Here is a 22,266-nt window from a genome sequence, read left to right as displayed (position 1 = left end):
CCCAATGAGCCACGACTCGCCGCCGGTCCGCCGCCTCGCGGACTGGGACCACGAGCGTCTGGAGGCGGTAGCTGCCGAGCACGGCACGCCGCTGTACGTCGTTGACCTCGACCGCGTCGCCGAGAATTACGAGCGGTTCGCCGCGGCGTTTCCCGACGCCCACGTCATGTACGCTGCGAAGGCCCACACCGGTCAGGCCGTTCTGTCGAAACTGCTTGAGACGGGCGCTGACATCGAGTGTGCGGCCTGGGGGGAACTCCAGCGAGCTATCGACGCCGGCGCGGACCCGAACACGCTCCAGTACACCGCCGTCAATCCGCCAGACCGCGACCTCGACCGTGCCGTCGAACTGGCGGCAGAGCACCCCGGGCTGACGATTACGGGGGGCGCGCGGGACACCTTCGACCGCCTCGAAGAGCGCGGCTACGACGGCCGGGTCGCCATCCGCATCAATCCCGGTATCGGAACGGGCCACCACGAGAAGGTCGCCACCGGCAAGGACGCCAAGTTCGGAATTCCCTACGACGAGGTGCCCGAGGTCGCGGCCGACGTGCGCGAGCGGTTCGACCTCGTCGGCCTGCATGCCCACGCCGGCAGCGGCGTCCTCCACGACGACTTAGACGACCACTGTCGTGCCATTGGGAAGGTCGCTGACATGGGCCGAGAAGTCATCGCTGACGGCGCGGACCTAGACTTTGTCGATTTCGGCGGTGGCTTCGGCGTCCCCTACCGGGAAGATGTCGAGCCACTGAACATGGAGGTCGTGGGCGAGAAGGTTCGCGAGGCGGTCGGGGATCTCGACGCACAGGTCAAACTCGAACCCGGCCGGTACGTCGTCGCCGACGCCGAGTGCATCCTCACGGAGGTCAACACGGTCAAAGAGACGCCGGCAGCGACTGTTGTCGGCGTCGACGCCTCGCTGGCGACGCTTATCCGACCGGCGATGTTCGGCTCATACCACCCGATTCGGAACGTCACCGCGCCGAGACGGGAGGCCGAACCGGTGTCGGTCGGCGGCCCCTGCTGTACGAGCGCCGACGTGTTCTGCACTGACCGACCGCTCGCTCGACCCGAGCAAACTGACCTGCTCGCTATCGGCAACGCCGGCGCGTACGGTTACGAACTGGCGAACCAGTTCCACTCCCAGCCACGGCCGGCAGAGGTTGCCTTCGAGGGCGGCGAAACGCGAGTCGTGCGGGAGCGCGAAACGCTGGCGGACGTGACCCGCATGGAACAGTAATGGCCTTCGACATTCCTTCGTTCCACCGGCGGGCGGTCGAAACACGGTCAGACGAGCACGTCGACGACATCCGCTCGCTGCTAGTCGACACGCTGGAAGACGCCGGCGAATACCCGGAGATAGACGACCTCGGCAACGTCGTCGCGTCCCGCGGCGACGACGACGGAACGCATATCCTGCTCAACACGCACATCGACACCGTCCCACCGAACCTGCCCTACGAACGGCGGACAGAGCCACCGGGGCCGGACGAGACTGTCGACGGCACCGGCGGTGATGGGGACGGCGACATCGTCTGTGGCCGCGGGGCCTGCGACGCGAAAGGGCCGCTCGCGGCGCTCCTCGATGCGTTCCTCACGGTTGCGCCTGACGACGGCCGCGTCACACTGGCGATTTCGACCGACGAGGAGACGACACAGACCGGCGGCGCACACCTCGCGGACACCATCGACGCCGATGGCTACATCGTCGGCGAGCCGACTGGCCTCGACGTGTGTACGGCCGCCCGCGGCCAGTTCGAGGGAACGGTCACCATCCACGGCGAGAGCGCCCACGCCGCCGACCCCGGCAGCGGCCACAACGCGATTCGGGCCGCTACGCCGATTCTGCAGGCGATGGAAAGCTACGACGAGAAGAAAGGGCCGGGCGAACACGAAACGCTTGGCTACCCCATTCTCACCCCGTCGATGGTGGAGGGCGGTGAGGCGACCAATCAGGTCCCGGCGGAGTGCGCCATTACGTTCGACCGACGGAGCGTCCCGCCAGAGACGAGCGAATCCTTCTGTGCGGACCTGCAGGCCCACCTCGAACAGTGGCTCCCGAAATCAATGGGCCTCACCGTGGACCTCATCCGCCCGGATACGCCGTTTCCCGAAGCGTTTGCGACCGACACCGACGCGGAACTGGTTCGTACACTCCAAGAAGCGAGCGGCGGCGCAGTCCGGCAGTTCGGGGCCGCGACGGAAGCCTCGTATTTCGCAACCAACGGGCCGACGGTGGTGTTCGGCCCCGGTGACCTGAGCGACGAAACGGGTGCTATCGCTCACTCGAAACGCGAGTACGTCAGGCTCTCCGAAGTTCGAACCGCCGCGCGAGCCGTGCGGGAGACGGTCGAACGACTGGTCTGAGCCGCGACTCGCCGATGGACTGGCCTACGCCGACCGCCGCTGGACGAGGTCAGAGAGCGCCGTCGTCGCGTCTTCGTCTGTCACGCTGTCGAACTCCTCGTAGTAGTCCGCGGTGGCCTGAAACGCCGCCGGTTTTAGCGGGACGACGACGTCGTCGGCCCACCGCTGTACCTCCTCAAGCACGTCCGGCGGCGCGACAGGGGCAGCGGCGATAATCTCGTTCGCACCTGCCTTTCGGAGACGCTGGATTGCGACACGCATCGCCGCACCCGTCGGAATCCCATCATCGACCAGCAGAACCCGTTTGCCGGCCACGTCAAGCGGCCCCCACGTCTCGCCGTAGTCGACCGCTCGCGACTCGACGGTGTCACTCGCGTGCGTCTTCGCCTCCTGCACGTACTCCCAGTTCACGTCCAGAAACCGCATCATCGGGCTGTTGATCCACGAAAAGCCACCCGGAGCGACAGCTCCGATGGTCAACTCAGGGTGGTTTGGCGCGCGTATACGCTGTATGACGATGACATCCATCGGGAGTCCGGTCGCGTCAGCGACCACGTTGCCGACAGGGACGCCGTTCGGTGCGAGCGTGACGATGATATCGCCGACGACATCCCGCTGGCGCAGCGCGGCTACGAGCTGTTGCGCCGCATCCGAGCGGTCTGTGAACATATCACACTATATGGAGTCGTGCATCCTAATCATTCCGGTTAGCGGTTTTTCGACTGGCGGCTGGCCGGATTCATCATGCTCAGTCTTGTGGTGCCGGCTGGTCCGACCCCTGCCCGAGGTCCAGCGTCTCCTCGACCTGTGTATACGTCAGGACGAGTCCGACGAACGCGAGCGCAGCACCGGCGGTGAAGGGCGTGCTGAACGAACCGAAGTTGTACAGCAGGCCCGACGCCAGCGGCCCGATAGCGACGCCGAGGCCGAACGCCATCGTCAGGACAGATAGCGTTGTTCCTGACCCGCGGGCACCAGCCAAGTCACCAGCAAGAGCAAGCGACGGGGCGAACACGAGCGCGACGGCGATGCCCTGAACGAACCGCGCCAGAAGCATGAGCCACGGGCCTGTCACGATTCCCTGTGCGAACACCGACGGAACAAGGATGACGAACCCGGCGACGATGAACGGTCGCCGGCCGAACCGGTCACTCGCCCGGCCGATGGGCACCTGAAAGACGACGTTTGCGATGACGACGGCGGCGAACTGAACGCTGAAAAACAGGGTCGATTCGTCCAGCCGCATCCGGACCGGTCCCTCGAGCGTGGCAAACAACGCAATAGTGGACGCCATCATGAACGTGCCGACGCCGAGGACGAATACCGAATCCAGCCCCTCGCCGTTTCGGTCCAGAATCGCTATCGAGAGGTCTTTTCCGGCCTCTGCCTCGAACGGCGGGTCCTGAATCAGCGCCCATACGAGGGCAAAGCTCACAACAGCGCCCAGAACGGCGATAGCGAAGGCAGCGGTGAAGCCGGAGATAGCGGTGCCGGCGACCCGGTAGGTCACCACGTCGTTCGCGGCGAGTCCGCCAGTGATGACGACGCCGGCGATTATCGGCCCGAAGCCGAAGCCGATGAGCCGGAAGGTGTTGAACACGCCGAAGTTCCCGCCGCGCTCCGCATCACTCGCGGCGTAGTCGTTGACCAGTGCGACCGTCGCCGGAATGGTAAAGGCTGCACCAAGGCCCTGGAACGCCCGCGCGGCGAGGACCGTCCAGTACGAGGAAAGGAACGGGTAGGCCGCGCTTCCGATAGCGAACAGTACCAGGCCGGTGAGGACGAAAACCCGGCGCTTGCCGGTCCGGTCCGAGAGGCGCCCGGTAAAGGGTTGGCCGAAACTGTTCAGCAGACCGAACAGGGACAGCACCAGCCCGATCAGCGTCTCCGTCTGGAGCGTGAGCCCGAGTACCTGTTGGCCGGCGATGCCGGCGAGCGACACCTGCCCGCTGGCGATGTACAGAGGAAGGACGATGATGAGAAACGAGTTGCCCAGTGCGTCCGCCATCCGGGCGAACGCCAGCGTCAGAACCCGCGTGTCAGTGCCGAGAACCATCTACTGCCAACGAAGGCGGCCACACTCGTCATAGTTGCGTTCGCCGCGGGGGTACGTGTCGATCTGAAAACGACGGCGGCAAGGCAGCGATCCTCAGCTGTCCTCGGCCTGCTGCGCCGCGATGCCCGTGTATCCGGTCGGCGTCAGCGCTTCCAGTTCGGCCCGCACCTCGTCGCTCACGTCGAGATCGGCGAACATATCGTGGAAGTCCCCGATGGTGACCTCGCGGCCCCGTGTAGCTTTCTTCACCTGTTCGTAGGCGTCGGCGTACCCTTCACGGCGAAGAATCGTCTGGACGGCCTCGCCGATGATCTCTGGCGTCCCAGCCAAATCGTCGGCCATTACCTGCTCGTTGGGGACGACCTTCGCCAGCCCGTTCTGGCACTTGCTGTAGCCGATGAGACAGTGGGCGAATGCGGCCCCGATGTTGCGCTTGACCGTCGAGTCCGAGAGGTCCCGCTGGAGCCGGGAGTTCGTGACGTAGTCGCCGAGGAAGACCAGATCGGAGTTGGCCTTCGAGAGGTTCCCTTCGCTGTTCTCGAAGTCGATGGGGTTGACCTTGTGAGGCATTGTCGAGGAACCAGTCTCGCCCTCGACAGCCTCCTGACCGAGATAGCGATCCGAGACGTAGAGCCACACGTCGAGGTCGAGGTCAAGCAAGATATTGTTCGCACCCCGGAGCGCGTCGAACAGGACCGCGAGGTCGTCACAGGGGTTGACTTGTGTCGTGAGCGGTTCGTGTTCCAGTCCGAGGTCGTCGACGAAGGACTCAGCGAACGTCGGCCAGTCCACGTCGGGGTAGGCGGCAACATGGGCCGCGTATGTACCGGACGCACCAGCGAGCTTTCCGGAGAGACTCTCGGCGGCCCGTTCCACGCGACCGATGGCCTGGCCCAGTCGGGAAGCGTAGACGGCCATCTCCTTGCCGAACGTCGTCGGCGTCGCGGGCTGCCCGTGGGTGCGGGCCAGCATCGGCACGTCGGCGTAGGTGTGGGCCATCTCGACCAGTGTATCCCGAATCTCGCGGAGTTCGGGTACCAGCACCTCCTCGGCAGCGGGCTTGACCAGCAGCCGCTGGGCGAGGTTGTTCACGTCCTCGCTGGTGAGTCCGAAGTGAATCCAGTTGTCGGCGTCGAGGTCATCAGGCATCCCCAGCCGGATGAAGTACTCGATAGCCTTCACGTCGTGATTGGTCGCCGAATACTCCCCGTACCCCTCAGTTTCGAGTTGCTTGACGACGCTCGCGTCCTCGTCGTCGAACTCCTCGTACAGCGCCCGGAGCGTCGCGCGCTGGCCGTCATCGATTGTCAGCGGCGTGGCGTCAAGGTCGGCAAGCGCGATGAGGTACTCGACTTCCACTTCGACGCGGGCGCGCATCAGCGCCCGCTCGCTGGCGTACGGGACGAGCGGCTCGGTGTAGCGGGCGTATCGGCCGTCGAGCGGCGAAACAGCAGCCAGTGGCCCTCTATCGGTCATACCCGAGTGTGCGCGGGAGGCGCGAAAAAGCGTGTCGTTCTCCCGCAACCGCGACGCGGTGCAGCTTCGGCGCGTGGTGTGACAGTAGAAAGGGACAAAAAGGGGGATTCGGGTACAGAACGAGCTCGCGTCGCTAGTTGCTGAACTCGTTGCAGACCGGGATACCGACCGTGTTGTAGTCGCTCATCGCGGCCAGTTCGTCGGGGACTTGGTGGATGTCGACCGTGTCCTCGACCAGCGCGGTCGGGTCGAGTTTGCTCGACTCAACCATGTCCAGCATTTCGCTGTACCGCGACGGCTGGAGGCCGAGCGACCCTTTGAAGTCGATTTCTTTGGCAACGAACTCGTCGGTCGGGAGCGACACCATCCCTTCCTCTTCGCTGGTGGTCAGTCCGATCTGGACGTGCGTCCCGCCCTTACGCAGTGAGTTCACGGCGTTCTGGCAGGTCGTTGCGATGCCGAGCGCGTCTGCGGACACGTCGGCCCCGCCGTCAGTGATGTCCCTGACTTCCTTTGCGGGGTCGTCCACCTCCTGTGCATTGACGGTGGCGACAGCGCCGAGGTCTTCGGCGCGCTCCAGTTTCTCGTCCATCAGGTCGACGCCGATGACGTTGCCCCCAAGCGCGTTCGCGATGTGGACCGCCGAGAGCCCGATACCACCGCAGCCGTGGATGACAACGTCGTCGCCGGCACTGACCGGTGCCCGGTGGGCCATCGCGTGGAACGAGGTCATGAACCGACAGCCCATGCCGGCGGCTGACTCGGCGTCGATACCGTCCGGGAGCGGCACGGCGTTGAGGTCGGCGTTGGGGATGTGGACCTCCTCGGCGAACGCGCCGGGCGCCTGATTCATGAACCCGAGTCCGATGTGGTTCTCACAGATGTTTTCACGCCCGTTCCGGCAGAGGTCACAGCTCCCGCAGGCGAAATTGAACGGGATTGCGACCTCCTGACCCTCCTCGACGTTTTCGACATCATCGCCGACGGAGACGATACGGCCTGTCGGCTCGTGGCCGAGGACGTGTGGCGGATCAGGCCGGTAGCCGAACCAGTCCCAGTCCCCCTGCCAGCAGTGCCAGTCAGACCGGCAGATACCACAGCCGATGACCTCGGCGACGGCACCGTCTGGCTCTGGCTCGGGACGTTCGACGTCCTGTACTGTTAGCGGTTCCTGAAACTCTTCTAGTAGTACTGCTTGCATTACATTAATAGCATTGGATATCTTACTAATGAATATTATGGTTTTTAAACTACAATAGATGTGTCACTAAGAGGGGCCATACCCCCATTTTTGAGGGGTAGTAGTTCTTACAGGACACGTCTAGATTACTTTTAGATACCCATCCACAGTTGCCAAAGCCGTCGAAACATATCAAATATACTCAGGACCGTCCGCATCGAAGTACCTTCGAAAGAAAGTGAAGAGATGGTCCCGCTAGCGAGCAATCCTCAGTTCAGCCAACCGTAGTCGCCATCGGCATCGCCGAAGCGGCCGTCCGGCGGGTCAAAGCGATAGAGGTCCTGTCCGAGTGCGGCCCACGCAAGGCCGTAGACGGTCGCCGTCGCTGGCTGGATCCCGAACCCGAGAAACGCAATGGTCCCGACGCCCAGCAACACGCCCAGCCACGGCGGCTGGATGCGCGTCCTGACGAGACCGACGGCGACCAGCAGTGACCCGCTGACCAGCACGAGCACGCCGACCGCGATGACTGGTTCGCCACCACCGGTAAGGAGGCGGACCAGTTGTCCGACCGCGAAAACGAGACCACCGAGGCCGCCGGCCCACGCGCCGATGGTCCCTGGCCGCTTCATCCGTGCGCCATAGAAATCCTCAATGGCATAGTGACCGGCGACGACACCGAGTGCGGAGAGGGCGGTTCCGGCGAGGATGGGGGTACTCATTTCGGTCTGACCGGTCGCGGACAGCGCCACGGCCCAGCCGACCCAGACGACACCACCGACGGCGGCGACCGCACCCGCGCGCTGACACCGTAGCTTCGCCATACGGGCGAGTTGGCGGCGGGCTACAAATGCACACCGAACCGGTACACGCCAACACCACAGACGCAAATAGTGGTCCTCGGTCGCATACAACAGGCCAGCCGGGGGTTTCGCAACAACTTTGCACGGTCCGGTCGGTCAGTCCCACATGAAACTCGCCGGTATGGCCAGTAACCGTGGCCGAAATCTCATGAACATCGCGGACCGCGCCCCAGGCGGGGCGGAGTTCGCCGTCGTTCTGACTAACGACGCGGATGCGCCGGTACTCGAAGCAGCCGCCGAGCGCGGCATCCCGACCGAAGTCGTCGAGCGCGATGCGGACGAGTCGCGCCAGTCCCACGAAGAGCGTGTTCTCGACGCCCTTTCGGAGTACGACTTCGACCTCGTCACGCTGGACGGCTACATGCGCGTCCTCAGCGAGACGTTCCTCGAAGGGACACCGACCGCGTTGAACGTCCATCCGAGTCTCCTGCCGAATTTCACCGGAGCGAACGCCCACGAGCAGGTCCTCGACGCCGGCGTGAAGGTGACGGGCTGTACCGTCCACGTCCTTGATGAGAGCGTCGACGGCGGTCCCATCGTCACACAGGAGCCAATCCCCGTCTTCGAGGACGACGACGAGGACAGCCTCAAGGAGCGCGTCCTCTATGAAGGTGAGTTCACCGCCTACCCGCGCGTCATCGAGTGGTTCGCCGAGGACCGCGTCACCATCGACTGGGATGAAGGGACGGTTTCGGTAGAAGGCGATGAGGGCGGCGACTTCCCTGCCCGCCGCATCGTCTCGGATGACTTGGCATCGAGTCTGCGTTACGGGGAGAACCCCCATCAGAACGCCGCGCTGTACACCGACACGACTGTTTCGGAGGCCAGCGTCGTCCACGCCGACCAGCTCAACGAGGGCGCGAAGGCGCTGTCGTACAACAACTACAACGACGCCGACGGCGCGTTGAACCTCATCAAGGAGTTCGAGGAGCCAGCCGCCGCAGTCATCAAACACACTAACCCGGCCGGCTGTGCGACTGCTGACACCGTGGCTGACGCCTACGAGAAGGCGCTGTCGACGGACCCGATGAGCGCCTTCGGCGGTATCGTCGCGCTGAACCGCGAGTGCGACGCCGCCACCGCCGAGCAGATCATCGACTCCTTCAAGGAAGTCGTCGTCGCGCCCGGCTACACCGACGCCGCGCTCGATGTGCTGTTCGAGAAGGACAATCTCCGCGTTCTCGATGTGAACGAGAACTTCGAGGTCACCGACAGCCTGACCGAGAAGCCCCTCGTCGGGGGCCGGCTGGTGCAGGAACGGGACACCCAACACCTGTCGGCCGACGATCTGGAAGTCGTCACCGAGCGCGACCCGACCGACGAGCAGATCAAGTCGATGCTGTTCGCCTGGCACACGCTCAAACACGTCAAGTCCAACGGCATCCTCTTCGCCGACGGGACGGAAACAGTCGGCATCGGCATGGGGCAAGTGTCCCGCGTCGACGCCGTCCGACTGGCCGCGATGAAAGCCGATGAACACGCCGAAGGGAAGGACGCCGAGGGCGCTGTGATGGCCTCGGACGCCTTCTTCCCGTTTCCGGACGGTATCGAGGAGGCTGCCGACGCCGGTATCGAAGCTGTCATCCAGCCCGGCGGCTCGAAGAACGACGAGAGCGTCATCGAGGCCGCGGACGAACACGACATCGCGATGGTGTTCACCGGCCAGCGGTCGTTCAGACACGACTGAGTAATAGCGAAGGATGTCTGAACCTCGATAGAGTGTAGCAACCTGTCGGTTTTCAGACATGGTAGCTGCGGGCTTCTCTACGGCGCTACTAGCAACAACCAAAGAAGTTTGACACCGGATACCGAATCAGCGGACCGATGGCAGATAATGAAGACAGAGAGGAGGCTGTCCGCGACGCTGTGGACGTCTCTCGAAGCGGTGCGCCGGCGGGTGGGAGTGTCATCCGGGACCGGTTCTCCGCTGACGAGATATTCCAGCGCATCATCGTCGCGGCAGATGAGGAGGTAACAGTTGGGACCCGCGAACTGTTCTTCGCCGGGATCGCGGGTGGGTTCGCTATCACTGTGACGTTCATGCTGTACGCGTCGCTGTATGCGAAAACCGGTGGCGACCCGATATTGAGCGCGCTCCTGTATCCGCTCGGGTTCGTTTTCATCATTCTCGGGGATTACCAACTCTACACCGAAAACACGCTCCCGCCTGTCGCGCTCGTCCTCGAGCGGCTGGCGAGTCTCCCGTCGCTGCTTCGCATCTGGGGCGTCGTTCTGGTGTCGAATGTCTTCGGCGGGATGCTCGGGGCGCTCGCACTGGCGACGACCGATGTCCTTTCCGATGACGCAGCGGCGGCTGCCGCCGGCTTCGCCCAGAAAGCAATCGAGACATCGCAGCTAGCGCTGTTCTCGAAGGCAGTGTTCGCCGGGCTCATCGTCGCCGGCGTCGTCTGGGTCGATTACTCGCTGCGGGACAGCATCTCGCGGCTCGTGTTGATATACATCTCCTTCTTGGCGATCCCGTTCGGAAACCTCTACCACGTCGTTGTCTCCGCGACAGAGATGTTCTATCTGGTTTTCATCGGTGAGCTGGCGCTGTCTGTTGGCCTCTGGCAGTTCGTTCTGCCGGTACTCTTGGGCAACTCTGTCGGTGGCGTCGTCCTCGTGACCGTCGTCAACTACTTCCATACGACCGAACGGCGGCTCGAAACGGCGCGGGACGAAGGACCCAAGCGCCAGCTCACTCTCCGAGAGTGGGTCTGGGGCGGGTGGTCCGCTTCCGGGCGCTCGTACGTCCCTGCGACTGACGAGGTTCCCAGAACTGATCCGGAGTCACGAGAGAAAGAGCGCTGACACAAACCATTTCAACGCCCTCCGGCTATCGTTGGTGTGAACTGGGTGAGAGATAACCGACTCCTGCTTCTGTTTGCCGCCGTCGTTCTGACGACACTGGGGACCGTCGGGGTTGGGATCGTCGGCGTTGTCGCGACACTCGGGGCGCTACTCGGTGGCGGGGCGGTTGTCCAGACGTTTGCCACGTTCTTGCTTGGGACATTTTTGCTCGTGGGCGTCGACATCGTCTTCGCTGTCGCGCTGGTCCGTGCGCTGGCCCGACGAGCGTCGGTGCCGAAAAGCCAGCGCGTCGCCGATGGGCTTTCGCGTCTCGAATCCATCGTTCCGCCGCTGGCGTCACTTGGGCTCTCCGATGTGTTCGCGCCGCCGGAGCCGACAGTTGAGGAGCGACACGAGGCGCTGACGCGTCGGTACGTCGACGGGGAACTCTCAGAGGCCGAATACGAGCGAGAACTGCAGGCGCTTCTCGGCGAGAATGAGGTGTCGAATACAGAACGGCTCGATGACAACATTGAGACTGACCTGTCGCGGACCACGACAACTGACACCGAGTACGAACCCGCCCGGGAATAGCACTGAGCGGGTTTTACATGGTCGCCGGACGACAGGTCACATATGGACGCACCCACATTTCTCGAAGTCGAGGTGGAGCGGGACGCCGTCGCCTCGGTGCTTGACACCGTTCCCGGTGTCGCTGTCGTCGACGACGCCACTGCTGCCCCATCACCGGGACCGGCAGGGCCGGATGACACAGAAGATTCCGGTCCCAGTCTCACGGACCGTCTCGGGTCACTGTGGCGACAGTGGGGGCTGCTCGGCACGGGACTGTCGCTTATCACGCTCGGCGCGGCTACAGCCGGGCTCTGGTGGTACCGTCGCCGCAACGCTGACGAAACCGATGTCGATAGTACCGACGAGTACGCGTCGGAATGGGCCACTGAAGGCCCGGATGAGATGCCACCACCGGCAGAGCCAACTGTTGACACACCATCGCCAACCGATACGGAGTTCGAGCCGACAGCAGCGGTAGAAGAGGCCGAGGACACGCAGACTTCGGAGACCCGGGAAACAACGCTGGCCGCAGATCGGTCACGGACTGAGTCCGGGCAGCGACAGCAGGACAGCGAGGCCGGGCACCGACGCCAGAACACTGGGAGAGATGCCGAGGCGGCTAGCGTCACCGGGTCTGAGATGGCGGCGGAGACACTGGAACAGGAGGAGACAGAGCACGATGCAACAGATACGGATGAACGGCCGGAAGCGAAAATCGACCCGGCACCGCTGCTTGGTGCCGCGTTCCTGATTCTGTCGAGCGCGCTCGGTCGGTGGGCCACGCGCGACCGGAGCGACCAGGCGTAGTTGTCACCGGTAGTGGCGATAGGTAACAGTAGTTGCTAATATAGTTTCTCTCTTCAGCTGTAGAGGTGAAATGCCCGCTCAGTGAGCCTGCAGACTGAACGACTGATAAAATGAACCGAAACACCTGTCAGATATGAATAAAACTCTATCGTATGACCGAGACTGCCGCCAGACAGAAGGACATTATGGTTATGATTATCGGCCTCCAGCTCAGTATCATCGGAGCCGCTATTGACGAATTAATTTTTCTCCTCGCTGTTGGCCCACTGTTCACCTTCGCAGTGTACACGAACGAACTTAGGCGGAGATGATAGATTTTGCACCTGCACTGACCGATACAGCCATTTCAGTTTCAGAGAGGTAGCTGAATACAGAAACCGGATTACCAGCTACTGGTAAGGAAACGGGCGTTCGGGGCGTCTTCACTCCGGAGACACACAACAGTTCGACAGGCTAAAGCGAGCGGCTCTGATAGCCCGACCATGGAGTTCCACGAGGCCGCGAACTTCCTCTTCGAGTTGCGCCGGTTCGCCCCGCGAGCCGGCACTGATGCCACGCAGGACCTGCTATCGTCGCTCGGTGACCCACAGGAGGGCCTTCGCTGCGTCCAGATTGCGGGGTCCAACGGGAAGGGGTCCACCGCGCGGATGGTCGAACGAACGTTGCGGGAAGCCGGTCTCGATGTCGGACTGTACACGTCGCCACATCTCGACGACGTGCGCGAGCGGATCCGTATCAACGGCCGGAAGCTCTCCGAAGCCGCCCTCGTTGAGTTCGTCGAGTCGGTCCGGTCGTACGTGACCGAACAGGGCGCGGCCAACGACTCGCCCACTTTCTTCGAGACGATGACCGCGATGGCACTGTGGGAGTTCGCCCGACAGGACGTCGACGTGGCGGTGCTGGAAGTCGGTATCGGCGGCCGATACGACGCTACGAGCGTGGTCGATCCGGTCGCCAGCGCTGTCACGTCTGTGACGCTCGAACACACTCACATTCTCGGCGATACTGTCGAGGAAATCGCCCACGACAAGGCCCACGTCGCCCCAGACGACACTCCGCTGGTGACCGGGACGACTGGCGACGCGCTCGCCGCCGTCCGCGATGTCGCTGACGAGGTGGTGACTGTCGGCGAGGGCGACGACGCCGACGTGACGGCCATGTACGGCGGTCGCGAGGGGCTGGAGGGGTCAGTCTCGGTCGACGGCCCCGACTGGAGTGTCGATACCTATCTCCCGCTTCTGGGCGCACATCAGGCACAGAACGCCGGAATCGCCGCCACGCTATGCCAGCAAGTCGCGGATGTCTCACAGACGAATCTTGAACGCGGCCTGCGAAACGCCCATTGGCCCGGTCGGTTCGAGGTGATGAACGAGTCGCCGCTGGTCGTCCTCGACGGTGCTCACAATCCCGGAAGCATCGAACGCACCGCGGAGACACTGTCCTCGTTCGACTACGACGACCTCCACGTCGTTATCGGCGCGATGGTGGACAAGGACCACGAACGCATCGCCACGGCGCTGCCGGACCCGGACCACGTCGTCGCCTGTCAGCCAAACGTCGACCGGGCAGAGTCCCATCACGTCGTCGCGGCTGCGGTAGAGAACGCGACCGACGCCACAGTTGAGACGTGTAGCGACGTTACAGGGGCGCTCGATATCGCACTCGACGCCGCAGAGTCCGGTGATGCGGTCCTCGTGGTGGGGTCGCTGTACGCCGTGCGGGAGGCCCGGACTAACTGGTCGCGGTCGCTGGTCCCCAAACAGGTCGACTCGCTGGCCGAGGCCCGCGAGGCCATCGAGAGCGCCCACGTCACCGCGGCCGGGGCCCAGCGGATGCGGGGGAAGGGCGTCCACCGCGTCCTGCACACTCGCGTCCAGCCGCGACAGGCCCAGTATCTCAAGGAGGAACTGCTATCGCTGGGCGGCGAATGTGCGATTTCAGGCCTGAGCGGGCAGGACGAGGAGGCCATCGATGTGGTCACGATGGCGACGATGGCCCAGTACAAACGCCTCGCGGAGAAACTTGACGGCCAGCCCTACGGACTCGCTTCGTTCGCCGACGAACTACGGACGGCACTGTCTATCCAGCAGCCAGAGCCCGACACGTCGACGACGTATCCCTGGGACGACGGGACAGCCGTCATGGGCATCTGCAACATCACCCCGGACTCCTTCCACGACGGCGGCGAGTACAACGCCGTCGAGGACGCCGTCGCCCGCGCCGAGCGGATGGTCGAAGCGGGTGCGGACATCCTCGATATCGGCGGGGAGTCGACCCGCCCCGGTGCCGAACCGGTCCCGGCTGAGGAGGAAATCGACCGCGTCGTCCCGGTTATCGAGCGGCTGTCGGAGCTAGATGTCGCCATCTCCGTCGACACGCGGAAAGCCCCTGTCGCGCGGGCGGCACTCGATGCTGGCGCGGACATCCTGAACGACGTCTCCGGCCTCGAAGACCCCGAAATGCGCCTCGTCGCCGCCGAGTACGACGTGCCGGTGGTTGTGATGCATTCCATCGAGACACCAGTCGACCCCGACAGCGACATCCACTACGACGACGTAGTCGAGGACTGCATCGACCAACTGACGGAGCGCGTCTTGCTCGCTGAAAAGGCCGGACTTGACCGCGACCAGATTATCGTCGACCCCGGCGTTGGCTTCGGGAAATCGCCCACGGAAGATTTCGAACTGCTCGACCGCCTCTCGGAGTTCGAGGCACTCGGCTGCCCGATTCTGGTTGGGCACTCCCACAAGTCACTGTTCGGGCTGGTCGGGCAGGAGGCGGGCGACTGTCTGGAGGCAACCATCGCCGGGACGACGCTGGCGGCCGAGCGAGGGGCCGACATCGTTCGTGTCCACGACGTCCCGGAGAACGTTGCCGCCGTTCGCGTCGCCGAGGCAGCCCGCGATCCACAGAAGTTCGAGGACTGATTCTGACTGCTAAACAGGCGGCCGGATAATCGACAGACGTGACTGCCAACCCCAAATATTTGGCCACCTTTTTATATTTCTCAATGGTGAGAATCAGGGGCGAACATATAACCCCTATGTCGGTTGACTCTTCTCCATGGCATTCCAGAGCGAGAGTACGGGCTCTCGGAAACGCATCACTAAATCTGACAGGTCTGGCGTCGACGGCGGGACGCTGACCGATCGCATTGGACTTGACACCAGAGAGATACACTGGCGGAAGGATTTTACTGGATTTGACGAGTCTGACGCCGACAATCTCACCGCGATGGCAGATGAGACGAACGCCCGGGCGGAATCTGTCGTCGACGACTTCTACGATCACCTCCAGTCGTTCGACGAGACTGTCGAGATTTTTGGGCGATCCACCAAGTCAGTCGACCAGCTGAAAAACACGCAGTCACAGTACCTCCGGGACCTCGTCGCCGGGACCTACGACAAACAGTACTTCGAGAATCGGGCCCGTATCGGGAAGATTCACGATATGCTCGACCTCGGGCCGAAGATCTATCTCGGGGCCTACACCATCTATTTCGAACACTTCCTGCGGACAATCGTCGAAGACCTGCAATCGGGCGACGCTGCCCGGGACGAAGCGCTCGAAGAAATGCAGTCGCGGGCGCTGTCAGTGTTCAAACTGTTGAACCTCGACCAGCAGGTCGCGATGGACACCTACATCGACTCATACAGTCAGCGACTTGAATCAGCAATCGATGACCAACAAGCGCTGATGGAGGGGGTCGAGAGCGGACTGCAGGGGCCTATCGACGAACTGAGCACCTCAGCCGAAGAGGTCGCGCAGACGAACCAGCAGATCAACGCCGCTGCCGAGAGCCAGTCCGAGTCAATGGACGAAGTGGCGGGCGAGGTTGCGGATATGAGCGCGACAATCGAAGAGATCGCCTCGACCGCCGAAGAGGTCGCAAGTACTAGCACATCGGCCGAACAGAAGGCTGAACGCGGGAACGAAGCCGCACAGCAGGCCGCGACTATGATGAATGAGGTCGACGACGCCGTCGACACGGTTTCGGCTGATATCGCGGGCCTGCAGGAGCAAGCCGACGAAATCGATGACATCGTCGAAGTGATAAACGACATCGCTGACCAGACCAATATGCTCGCGCTGAACGCCTCCATCGAGGCCGCACGTGCCGGCGAAGCGGGCGATGGGTTTGCTGTTGTCGCCGACGAAATCAAGACGCTCGCGGGCGATTCACAGGAACACGCGAACCAGATCGAAGACACCGTCACGGAGATTCAGGACGAGACTGTCGATGCCGTCGAGAGCCTCGAAACCGTGACTGAGCAGGTGACGGAGGGTATCGATCAGGTCGAGACGGCAGCTGAACGACTCGAAGAGATCGTTTCGGCGGTCAACGAGGCGTCACAGGGCATTCAGGAAGTCTCTGCGGCGACCGACGACCAAGCGGCGTCGACAGAAGCGGTCGCCAGCATGGTCGACGAACTGTCGAGCGGGATCGACGATATATCGGCACAACTCGACGACCTCGCGGCGACGAACGAGAAGCAGACGGAGAAGATTCAGGACGTAGCCGAAACCGCGCGTCGACTCGACACAGATACGGCGTAACTTCGATTCCCAGCCAGCTACGTAGTGCGAGGTGTGAGCGCGGGGTGTACCCGCTCACACACCACCCAAAGAGCTATTCTGGTCAGTCGAGAGCACCGCGTATGAACCGACGCGACATCGTCCGCGAGGGCTACGACGATATCGCCGCGGCATACGCAGCCCAGCGTGACGGCGAGGGTCGCGAGCGCGATCTGGTCGCGGGCCTCGCGGATCGGCTACCTGCCGAGAGTCGGGTCCTCGATGCCGGCTGTGGCGCTGGGACGCCAGCGATGGACGTTCTCGAAACCGATCACACCGTCACAGGGCTAGATCTCTCTCGCGAGCAGCTACAGATGGCAGGCGAACGGCTCCCCGGATCGCGGCTCTGTCAGGGAGATCTGGCAGCGCTGCCGTTCCCGGCAGACACGTTCGACGCGGTCGTCTCACTGCACGCGGTCATCCACGTCCCACGAGCGGAACACGCCGGCGTCTTCGCCGAGTTTGAGCGCGTGCTCAAACCGGGCGGTCGACTACTGGCCGCGCTGGGCGACGAACAATGGGAAGGCCACAACGAGGACTGGCTGGGGACCGATACCGAGATGGCCTGGAGCTTCCATGGCCGCGAGCGCAATCGCGAGCTACTGACCGAGGCCGGCTTCTCCGTCATCGACGTCGAGACCGTCGACGATGAACTCGGTGGGGTTTTCGCGTTTTTCCAGGCGCGAGCGTAGCCCCATCCCTGCTCACTCTGTCTTTGCCGGTGGCTCGACAGCCTCGGCCTCTGTCTCGGTCACGCGGATGCCCTTCGAAGCGAGGTGGCGCATCTGGCGGCGGACGAAGTCCTCCTCCGTCGTCCCTCGCGTCGCGAGAATGACCATCCGGGCGTCGCCGGCAGGGCGCATCGTCCGCCCGGCCCGCTGTGCGCCCTGCCGACGGGACCCACCCAGTCCAGAGGCGACGAGCGCGAGTTCGGCGTCCGGCAGGTCGATCCCCTCGTCGCCGACGCGAGAGACGACCAGCGTGTTCAGTTCGCCACGGCGGAACTCGTCGAACAGCTTCTCCCGGCGGGCGTGTGGCGTCTCGCCGCTGATAAACGGCGCATCGATGGCCTCGCTAATAGCCTCACCTTGGTCGAGATACTCGATGAACACCAGTGCCTTTGCGGCCGGGTTCTCGGCCAGCGCATAGCGTATCTCGTCGATCTTCCCGGTGTTGCTGGCGGCGGCCTGCCGGCGGTCGTGGCCCGAGGTGGAACTGTACTCGGACTGTTCCGTCTCGTTCCCCCACGGAACAAGGCGGATTTCGACCTCCGGTTCGGCGACGTAACCCTCGTCGAACAACTTGCCCCAGTCCGTCCCGATAGGTGGGCCGATGAGCGTGAATATCTCCTCCTCGTCGTCGCTCTCTCTGGTCGGTGTGGCGGTAAGCCCCAGTCGGTGTTTGGTCTGGAGGTCCGCGCTCCGACGGTGAATCGGCGACGGGACGTGGTGGACCTCATCGAAGACGATGAGGCCCCACTTGCGCTGGTCGAATAGCTTCCGGTGTCGGTCCATCCCAGCAGTACGGTAGGTGGCGATGGTAACGGGGCGGATAGACTTCTCGCCGCCGTGGTACTCGCCGATGTCGTCGTCGGTCAGCGAGGTGTGCCGGACCAGTTCGTCGTGCCACTGAGTCGCGAGTTCCCGCGAGGGGACGAGAATCAGCGTTTCGCCGCTGATAGCGGCCATCGCACCCATCGCGGCGACAGTCTTGCCTGAACCGGGCGGGCCGACGAACACGCCCGAGCCCTGTTCGGTGAATCGTTCCACCCAGTCCTGCTGGTAGTCCCGCAGGCGCAGGCGAAGGTCCATGTCGATGGCGTCGCCCGTTTCGAGGTCGCGGTCGTCCCGGACCGGATAGCCTGCCTCGTACAGCGTGCGCTTGATTTCGGCGGTGGCGTCCTCATTGACCCACGACTCCGAGTCCGAGATGGGGGCTCGGAGGTGGTCATCGTCGAGTTTCGGCCGGGCGACGTTGCCCATCAGGTCGTCGCTTTCGGCTTCGAGTACGACATACCCGTCCTCGTGGGTCTTCAGGCGGAATTTCCGGGCGCGTTCCCACTGGCTCGTCACCCACTCTTCGAGGTGTGGCGAGCGCTCGCCCAGCACGTCCCGCATCGTCGTCAGAAGGTCGTCTAAGGACTCGTGGGGCGCGGCCCAGATGTCCTCCTCGCGGAGTTCGTACACGTACCCGCCCGAACGGTTGGTGTCCTGCAAGCGGGCGAACTGTGAGAGCTGTGCTCGTGTGAACTGTTCGGGGTGTTCGACGACGACCTCCCGCCGGTCGGGAAACAGAACTACACGCTCGCGGTCGGTCACTTCGGCGATGTCTGTCGGATACCACACGGACTCGACCTCGGAAACGTCCTGGCGCTCGATGTCGCCGTCGTCGGCGAGACGCTCCAGTTCTGCCCGCGCCTCGTCGGGTGTCAGGTCCGTCTTTCGGGAGAACTCTGTCGCCGTCAGGTGCGGACGACCGACGGCGTCGATAGCGTCGTAGACGGCGTCGAGTTCGAGTTCCGGGGTGGAGTCAGAGTCGTCGTCTCGGTCGGCTGGCTCCTCGTCTGTCACTACCGAATGGAGGGGACCGACGCTCAAACGGGTTTCGTCTGGACCATCCCTGATGCGGGTGTGAATACATACCTTAATATAGCGCCACCTAGACCTGCCGGCATGGTTGAGGGAATCGCGGCTGGACCGTGGTCAATCGTTCCAGCGCTCGTCGCAATCGGTCTCGCCTGGTACACCCGAGACGCGCTTATCGGACTGTTCGTGGGTATCGTCATCACAGGCATGCTGGTCGGCGCATTACACCCCCAAGCAGTCGGGGTCCCGTCGGACCTGATCACCGCTGGCGGCGAGGTGGCGACCGTCCAGCCACAGGCCGAGGACGGGAGTCCCTGGACGGTCGGTCTTGGTGGCATCGTGCTTGGCGGCATTTTCGGCCTGAAGCTCGTTCCAGATATAATTGCCACGGCCCCGCTATTCGGAGAGTGGTACGTCAAGAACGTCTTGCTCGCCATCTTCGCCATCGGCGGGCTGATCGGACTGATGATTCGAGCTGGTGCGATTCAGGGTGTGCTGGAGGCGCTGGTGGCACGGGCCGACTCCGCCGCAGACGCCGAGAAGGCTGCGTTTCTGGCCGGTATCTCCATCCACATTGACGACTACTTCAACTGCCTCGTGGTCGGCTCAATGATGCGACCGCTGACCGACAAGTTCGACGTGTCACGGGCCAAGCTGGCCTACTACGTCGACTCAGCGGGGTCGCCGGCGTCCCGGCTCGCGTTCTACTCGACCTGGGGAGCGGCGATGGTCGGCTTCATCGGAGGTGGCCTCGTTGAGGCACAGCGTCAGGGAACGCTGCCGTCGGGGATGACGAACTTCGTGAACACCGGCGGCGAGCAGGTCACCGCGGCAACCGGCGCCGTCTGGCCGCTGTTTTTCAACACGCTGTTTACCGGCTTTTACTCATGGATCGCGCTTGGACTCGCTGGCCTCGTCGCGTGGCAGGTCGTGCCAAACATCTACGGGATGGGAACAGAGGAGTCCCGAGCGAGAAACGAAGGGAAGGTCGTCGGCGACGACGCCGATCCGATGATATCTGCGGAGATGGACGAATACGAGATGTCCGAAACCGCCACACCGGACTGGCGGAACTTCGCCTGGCCGATCCTCACCATGATCGTCGTCGGCCTCGGCGCGATGTTCTGGCGGGCCAGCCCCGTTATCTACGTCAAAGGGAAGGAAGGGATGGGGGCCACACTGCTCCAACTCGGCAGTTGGCAGCTAATCACGCCGCCGAGCGGTCCCTGGGCGTTCAACATCGGTGGCGTCCAGCTCGGTCTCGCCTCGTTCTCAGCACTTATCGTCGGCTTCCTGCTGTATCGCTGGAAGGGCGACATCCCGTCGAACGACGACGCCACCGATGCGATGATGGTCGGTTTCAAGGGCATCCTCCTGGCTGCTGTCATCCTGATGTTCGCCAGTTCCATCCAGAACGCAGTGACGATACTCGGTGTCTCGTCGTTCGTGACGAACGTCTTCGGCGGCGTGCCGGCGTTCATCATCCCAGTCGGCATCTTCCTCGTGACCTCTTTTGTCAGCTTCTCCGATGGGTCGTCGTGGTCGACCTACGGCATCATGTTCCCCATCGCCATCCCGCTGGCGTTCTCGACGGGCGCGAACCTCCCGCTCGTCCTCGGCGCGGTGTTCAGCGGCGGCATCTTCGGTGACCACACATCGCCCATCAGCGACACGACCGTGCTGGCCTCCTCGACGAGCGGCAGCGATCACATGGTCCACGTCAGGAGTCAAGCCCCCTACGCCCTCATCGCGGCGGGTATCGCAGCCGTGCTGTTCCTTGTGTTCGGGCTGGTGCTCCCCGAAGGGTTCCGCGTCATCCCGTACTGACTGACGGCGCGTTTCTGCTCGCCGTCAGTGCGTCTGAGCGCCGTTTCGATTAGAAAAGGCCAGTATCCTCGATTTGCTTCTCGTAGAGGTCCTCGTACTCCGCACGGACCTGTGTGTGGTCGAACTCGACGAAGGACTCGTCGACCGTCCGGCGCTCGAAGCCGGCCGACTCGGTGATTTTGTCGGCGATTTCCTGCGGGTTCGTCACCCGGAAGGCACGGTCGCGCTGCTCGATGAGTTCGTGGGCCGACGACTCGGCCTGGTACTCCACGATGCCGATACAGCCACAGGCCATTGCCCAGAGGAGGTCCGTGGCGAAACACTCCCGGAACGCCGTCTGGACGAATACGTGCGCGCCCTTGTAAACCGAGACGCGCTCTTCGATATCGCACGCGCCGGCGAAGGTCACGCGGTCGTCGATACGAAGGTCGGCCGCCTCCTGTTCGTAGTACTCCCGTTCCGGGCCGTCACCGATGATCGTCGCCGACCAGCCCTTCTGTCTGAGTTCCGCCAGCCCGAGCAGCAGCGACTCGACGTTCGCACTGCCGTCCAGTCGATGGGCGTACACCACGTCGATCTCCTCGCCGGCATCGGCCTCTCTAACGAGATCCATGTCGATGCTCTGTGGGAGTATCGTGGTCTGGTCCGCCGTCGCCCCCCGCTCTCGGACCCGCGTACGGACGAGTTCAGAGGGGGTGATGAGACAGTCCGACGCCTGAAGCGCAAGGCTAGCCCGGCGGTTTTTGGGGACGTCCTCGTCCCCGAACCACTCCGTCAAAAGCGGTGCGCGTGAAAGCGTTGCGCCGGTCTTGGCCGCGAGCGAGACTGATGCTGGTGTCGGGTGAACGTGGACGACATCCGGTCGGAACCGAGCAAGCATGACTGGCAGGCGGACACAGAAGGACGGGACAGTGGGCGAGACGGTGACAGCGCGGTACGTAACGCCGTCGCGCTCGCGCTGATTATCGAACCCCGGCCACCACTGCGAACAGAACACGGTCACGTCGTGGCCGGCAGCGGCGAGTTCGGTGGCCACCCGCTCCAGCCGGGTCCGGCCCACTGTGTCCCGGTACTGACTCGTCTCCATGGCGACGACCGCGACACGCATACAGGGGCGACGACGTGGCCGCTCAAAAATCCACCCGTTCGAGTCTGACGGCGGCAGAC

18 protein-coding genes are annotated in these 22,266 nt (G+C 63.4%); 11 read left to right on the top strand and 7 right to left on the bottom strand.

Annotated elements, in window-relative coordinates; translation table 11 throughout:
• Positions 1–4 precede the first annotated feature (4 nt).
• Both lysA and RBH20_RS03495 read left to right on the top strand, forming a co-directional pair.
• The gene (lysA, locus tag RBH20_RS03500; RefSeq protein ID WP_306705548.1) at positions 5–1,240 is read left to right on the top strand and encodes a diaminopimelate decarboxylase; all 1,236 of its coding nucleotides are present in this window, start codon (positions 5–7) and stop codon (positions 1,238–1,240) included.
• The gene (locus RBH20_RS03495; protein WP_306705546.1) at positions 1,240–2,367 is read left to right on the top strand and encodes a M20 family metallopeptidase; all 1,128 of its coding nucleotides are present in this window, start codon (positions 1,240–1,242) and stop codon (positions 2,365–2,367) included. The genes lysA and RBH20_RS03495 overlap by 1 nt, the downstream gene beginning before the upstream one ends.
• A 24-nt stretch (positions 2,368–2,391) precedes the next feature.
• Here the strand turns inward: RBH20_RS03495 and RBH20_RS03490 are convergent, their stop codons facing one another.
• The 5 genes from RBH20_RS03490 to RBH20_RS03470 all read right to left on the bottom strand — a co-directional run bounded on the left by RBH20_RS03490 (position 2,392) and on the right by RBH20_RS03470 (position 7,903).
• Positions 2,392–3,036 carry a phosphoribosyltransferase gene (locus RBH20_RS03490; RefSeq protein WP_306705544.1) on the bottom strand — a complete coding sequence of 215 codons (645 nt, stop codon included), beginning with the start codon at positions 3,034–3,036 and terminating at the stop codon, positions 2,392–2,394.
• A gap of 79 nt (positions 3,037–3,115) precedes the next feature.
• Positions 3,116–4,423 (bottom strand): MFS transporter, encoded by a 1,308-nt coding sequence (locus tag RBH20_RS03485; protein ID WP_306705542.1) that lies wholly within the window; start codon positions 4,421–4,423, stop codon positions 3,116–3,118.
• Between the two features lie 93 nt (positions 4,424–4,516).
• Complete coding sequence (gene purB / locus RBH20_RS03480; RefSeq protein ID WP_306705540.1) at positions 4,517–5,899, bottom strand: adenylosuccinate lyase; 1,383 nt, start codon at positions 5,897–5,899, stop codon at positions 4,517–4,519.
• Between the two features lie 133 nt (positions 5,900–6,032).
• Positions 6,033–7,100 carry a zinc-dependent alcohol dehydrogenase family protein gene (locus RBH20_RS03475; RefSeq protein WP_306705539.1) on the bottom strand — a complete coding sequence of 356 codons (1,068 nt, stop codon included), beginning with the start codon at positions 7,098–7,100 and terminating at the stop codon, positions 6,033–6,035.
• A 248-nt stretch (positions 7,101–7,348) separates the two neighbouring features.
• Positions 7,349–7,903 (bottom strand): hypothetical protein, encoded by a 555-nt coding sequence (locus RBH20_RS03470; protein WP_306705536.1) that lies wholly within the window; start codon positions 7,901–7,903, stop codon positions 7,349–7,351.
• 145 nt (positions 7,904–8,048) lie between these two features.
• Between RBH20_RS03470 and purH the strand changes: the two genes are divergently transcribed.
• The 8 genes from purH to RBH20_RS03430 all read left to right on the top strand — a co-directional run bounded on the left by purH (position 8,049) and on the right by RBH20_RS03430 (position 17,379).
• On the top strand, positions 8,049–9,629 hold the full coding sequence (purH, locus tag RBH20_RS03465; RefSeq protein ID WP_306705534.1) for a bifunctional phosphoribosylaminoimidazolecarboxamide formyltransferase/IMP cyclohydrolase: 1,581 nt from the start codon (positions 8,049–8,051) through the stop codon (positions 9,627–9,629).
• 137 nt (positions 9,630–9,766) lie between these two features.
• Positions 9,767–10,753 carry a formate/nitrite transporter family protein gene (locus tag RBH20_RS03460; protein WP_306705533.1) on the top strand — a complete coding sequence of 329 codons (987 nt, stop codon included), beginning with the start codon at positions 9,767–9,769 and terminating at the stop codon, positions 10,751–10,753.
• Between the two features lie 36 nt (positions 10,754–10,789).
• A complete protein-coding gene (locus RBH20_RS03455) occupies positions 10,790–11,326 on the top strand; it encodes a hypothetical protein (RefSeq protein ID WP_306705531.1) in 537 nt (178 codons plus the stop codon).
• A gap of 42 nt (positions 11,327–11,368) precedes the next feature.
• On the top strand, positions 11,369–12,112 hold the full coding sequence (locus tag RBH20_RS03450) for a hypothetical protein (RefSeq protein WP_306705529.1): 744 nt from the start codon (positions 11,369–11,371) through the stop codon (positions 12,110–12,112).
• 152 nt (positions 12,113–12,264) lie between these two features.
• Positions 12,265–12,423 carry a hypothetical protein gene (locus RBH20_RS03445; RefSeq protein WP_306705527.1) on the top strand — a complete coding sequence of 53 codons (159 nt, stop codon included), beginning with the start codon at positions 12,265–12,267 and terminating at the stop codon, positions 12,421–12,423.
• Positions 12,424–12,594: 171 nt separating this feature from the next.
• On the top strand, positions 12,595–15,039 hold the full coding sequence (gene folP / locus RBH20_RS03440; protein WP_306705525.1) for a dihydropteroate synthase: 2,445 nt from the start codon (positions 12,595–12,597) through the stop codon (positions 15,037–15,039).
• A 136-nt stretch (positions 15,040–15,175) separates the two neighbouring features.
• Entirely contained in the window at positions 15,176–16,669 is a 1,494-nt protein-coding gene (locus RBH20_RS03435) for a globin-coupled sensor protein (protein ID WP_306705522.1), read from the top strand.
• A gap of 101 nt (positions 16,670–16,770) precedes the next feature.
• Entirely contained in the window at positions 16,771–17,379 is a 609-nt protein-coding gene (locus RBH20_RS03430) for a class I SAM-dependent methyltransferase (protein ID WP_306705520.1), read from the top strand.
• A gap of 12 nt (positions 17,380–17,391) precedes the next feature.
• Here the strand turns inward: RBH20_RS03430 and RBH20_RS03425 are convergent, their stop codons facing one another.
• Positions 17,392–19,257, bottom strand: coding sequence for a DEAD/DEAH box helicase (locus tag RBH20_RS03425; RefSeq protein ID WP_306705518.1), 1,866 nt, complete (start codon positions 19,255–19,257; stop codon positions 17,392–17,394).
• Between the two features lie 102 nt (positions 19,258–19,359).
• On the opposite strand from RBH20_RS03425, the gene RBH20_RS03420 reads away from it, so the two are divergent.
• On the top strand, positions 19,360–21,099 hold the full coding sequence (locus tag RBH20_RS03420) for a Na+/H+ antiporter NhaC family protein (protein ID WP_306705516.1): 1,740 nt from the start codon (positions 19,360–19,362) through the stop codon (positions 21,097–21,099).
• A 49-nt stretch (positions 21,100–21,148) separates the two neighbouring features.
• Here RBH20_RS03420 and RBH20_RS03415 read toward each other — a convergent pair whose 3' ends face one another.
• Positions 21,149–22,207, bottom strand: coding sequence for a glycosyltransferase (locus RBH20_RS03415; RefSeq protein ID WP_306705514.1), 1,059 nt, complete (start codon positions 22,205–22,207; stop codon positions 21,149–21,151).
• Between the last annotated feature and the right edge of the window lie 59 nt (positions 22,208–22,266).

The sequence above is a fragment of the Haloarcula sp. H-GB4 genome, from assembly GCF_030848575.1.
Taxonomy (GTDB): Archaea; Halobacteriota; Halobacteria; order Halobacteriales; family Haloarculaceae; genus Haloarcula.
Note: the sequence above shows the minus strand (reverse complement) of the source record. Positions and strands in the feature narration are given on the sequence as shown.

What these genes read in the sequence shown, in the direction of transcription:
- RBH20_RS03415 (WP_306705514.1), bottom strand. Translation starts at nt 22,207, where the DNA reads ATGCGTGTCGCGGTCGTCGCCATGGAGACGAGTCAGTACCGGGACACA.
- RBH20_RS03495 (WP_306705546.1), top strand. Translation starts at nt 1,240, where the DNA reads ATGGCCTTCGACATTCCTTCGTTCCACCGGCGGGCGGTCGAAACACGG.
- RBH20_RS03460 (WP_306705533.1), top strand. Translation starts at nt 9,767, where the DNA reads ATGGCAGATAATGAAGACAGAGAGGAGGCTGTCCGCGACGCTGTGGAC.
- purH (WP_306705534.1), top strand. Translation starts at nt 8,049, where the DNA reads ATGAAACTCGCCGGTATGGCCAGTAACCGTGGCCGAAATCTCATGAAC.
- RBH20_RS03450 (WP_306705529.1), top strand. Translation starts at nt 11,369, where the DNA reads ATGGACGCACCCACATTTCTCGAAGTCGAGGTGGAGCGGGACGCCGTC.
- RBH20_RS03435 (WP_306705522.1), top strand. Translation starts at nt 15,176, where the DNA reads ATGGCATTCCAGAGCGAGAGTACGGGCTCTCGGAAACGCATCACTAAA.
- RBH20_RS03490 (WP_306705544.1), bottom strand. Translation starts at nt 3,036, where the DNA reads ATGTTCACAGACCGCTCGGATGCGGCGCAACAGCTCGTAGCCGCGCTG.
- RBH20_RS03445 (WP_306705527.1), top strand. Translation starts at nt 12,265, where the DNA reads ATGACCGAGACTGCCGCCAGACAGAAGGACATTATGGTTATGATTATC.
- purB (WP_306705540.1), bottom strand. Translation starts at nt 5,899, where the DNA reads ATGACCGATAGAGGGCCACTGGCTGCTGTTTCGCCGCTCGACGGCCGA.
- RBH20_RS03485 (WP_306705542.1), bottom strand. Translation starts at nt 4,423, where the DNA reads ATGGTTCTCGGCACTGACACGCGGGTTCTGACGCTGGCGTTCGCCCGG.
- RBH20_RS03430 (WP_306705520.1), top strand. Translation starts at nt 16,771, where the DNA reads ATGAACCGACGCGACATCGTCCGCGAGGGCTACGACGATATCGCCGCG.
- folP (WP_306705525.1), top strand. Translation starts at nt 12,595, where the DNA reads ATGGAGTTCCACGAGGCCGCGAACTTCCTCTTCGAGTTGCGCCGGTTC.
- RBH20_RS03420 (WP_306705516.1), top strand. Translation starts at nt 19,360, where the DNA reads ATGGTTGAGGGAATCGCGGCTGGACCGTGGTCAATCGTTCCAGCGCTC.
- RBH20_RS03475 (WP_306705539.1), bottom strand. Translation starts at nt 7,100, where the DNA reads ATGCAAGCAGTACTACTAGAAGAGTTTCAGGAACCGCTAACAGTACAG.
- RBH20_RS03470 (WP_306705536.1), bottom strand. Translation starts at nt 7,903, where the DNA reads ATGGCGAAGCTACGGTGTCAGCGCGCGGGTGCGGTCGCCGCCGTCGGT.
- lysA (WP_306705548.1), top strand. Translation starts at nt 5, where the DNA reads ATGAGCCACGACTCGCCGCCGGTCCGCCGCCTCGCGGACTGGGACCAC.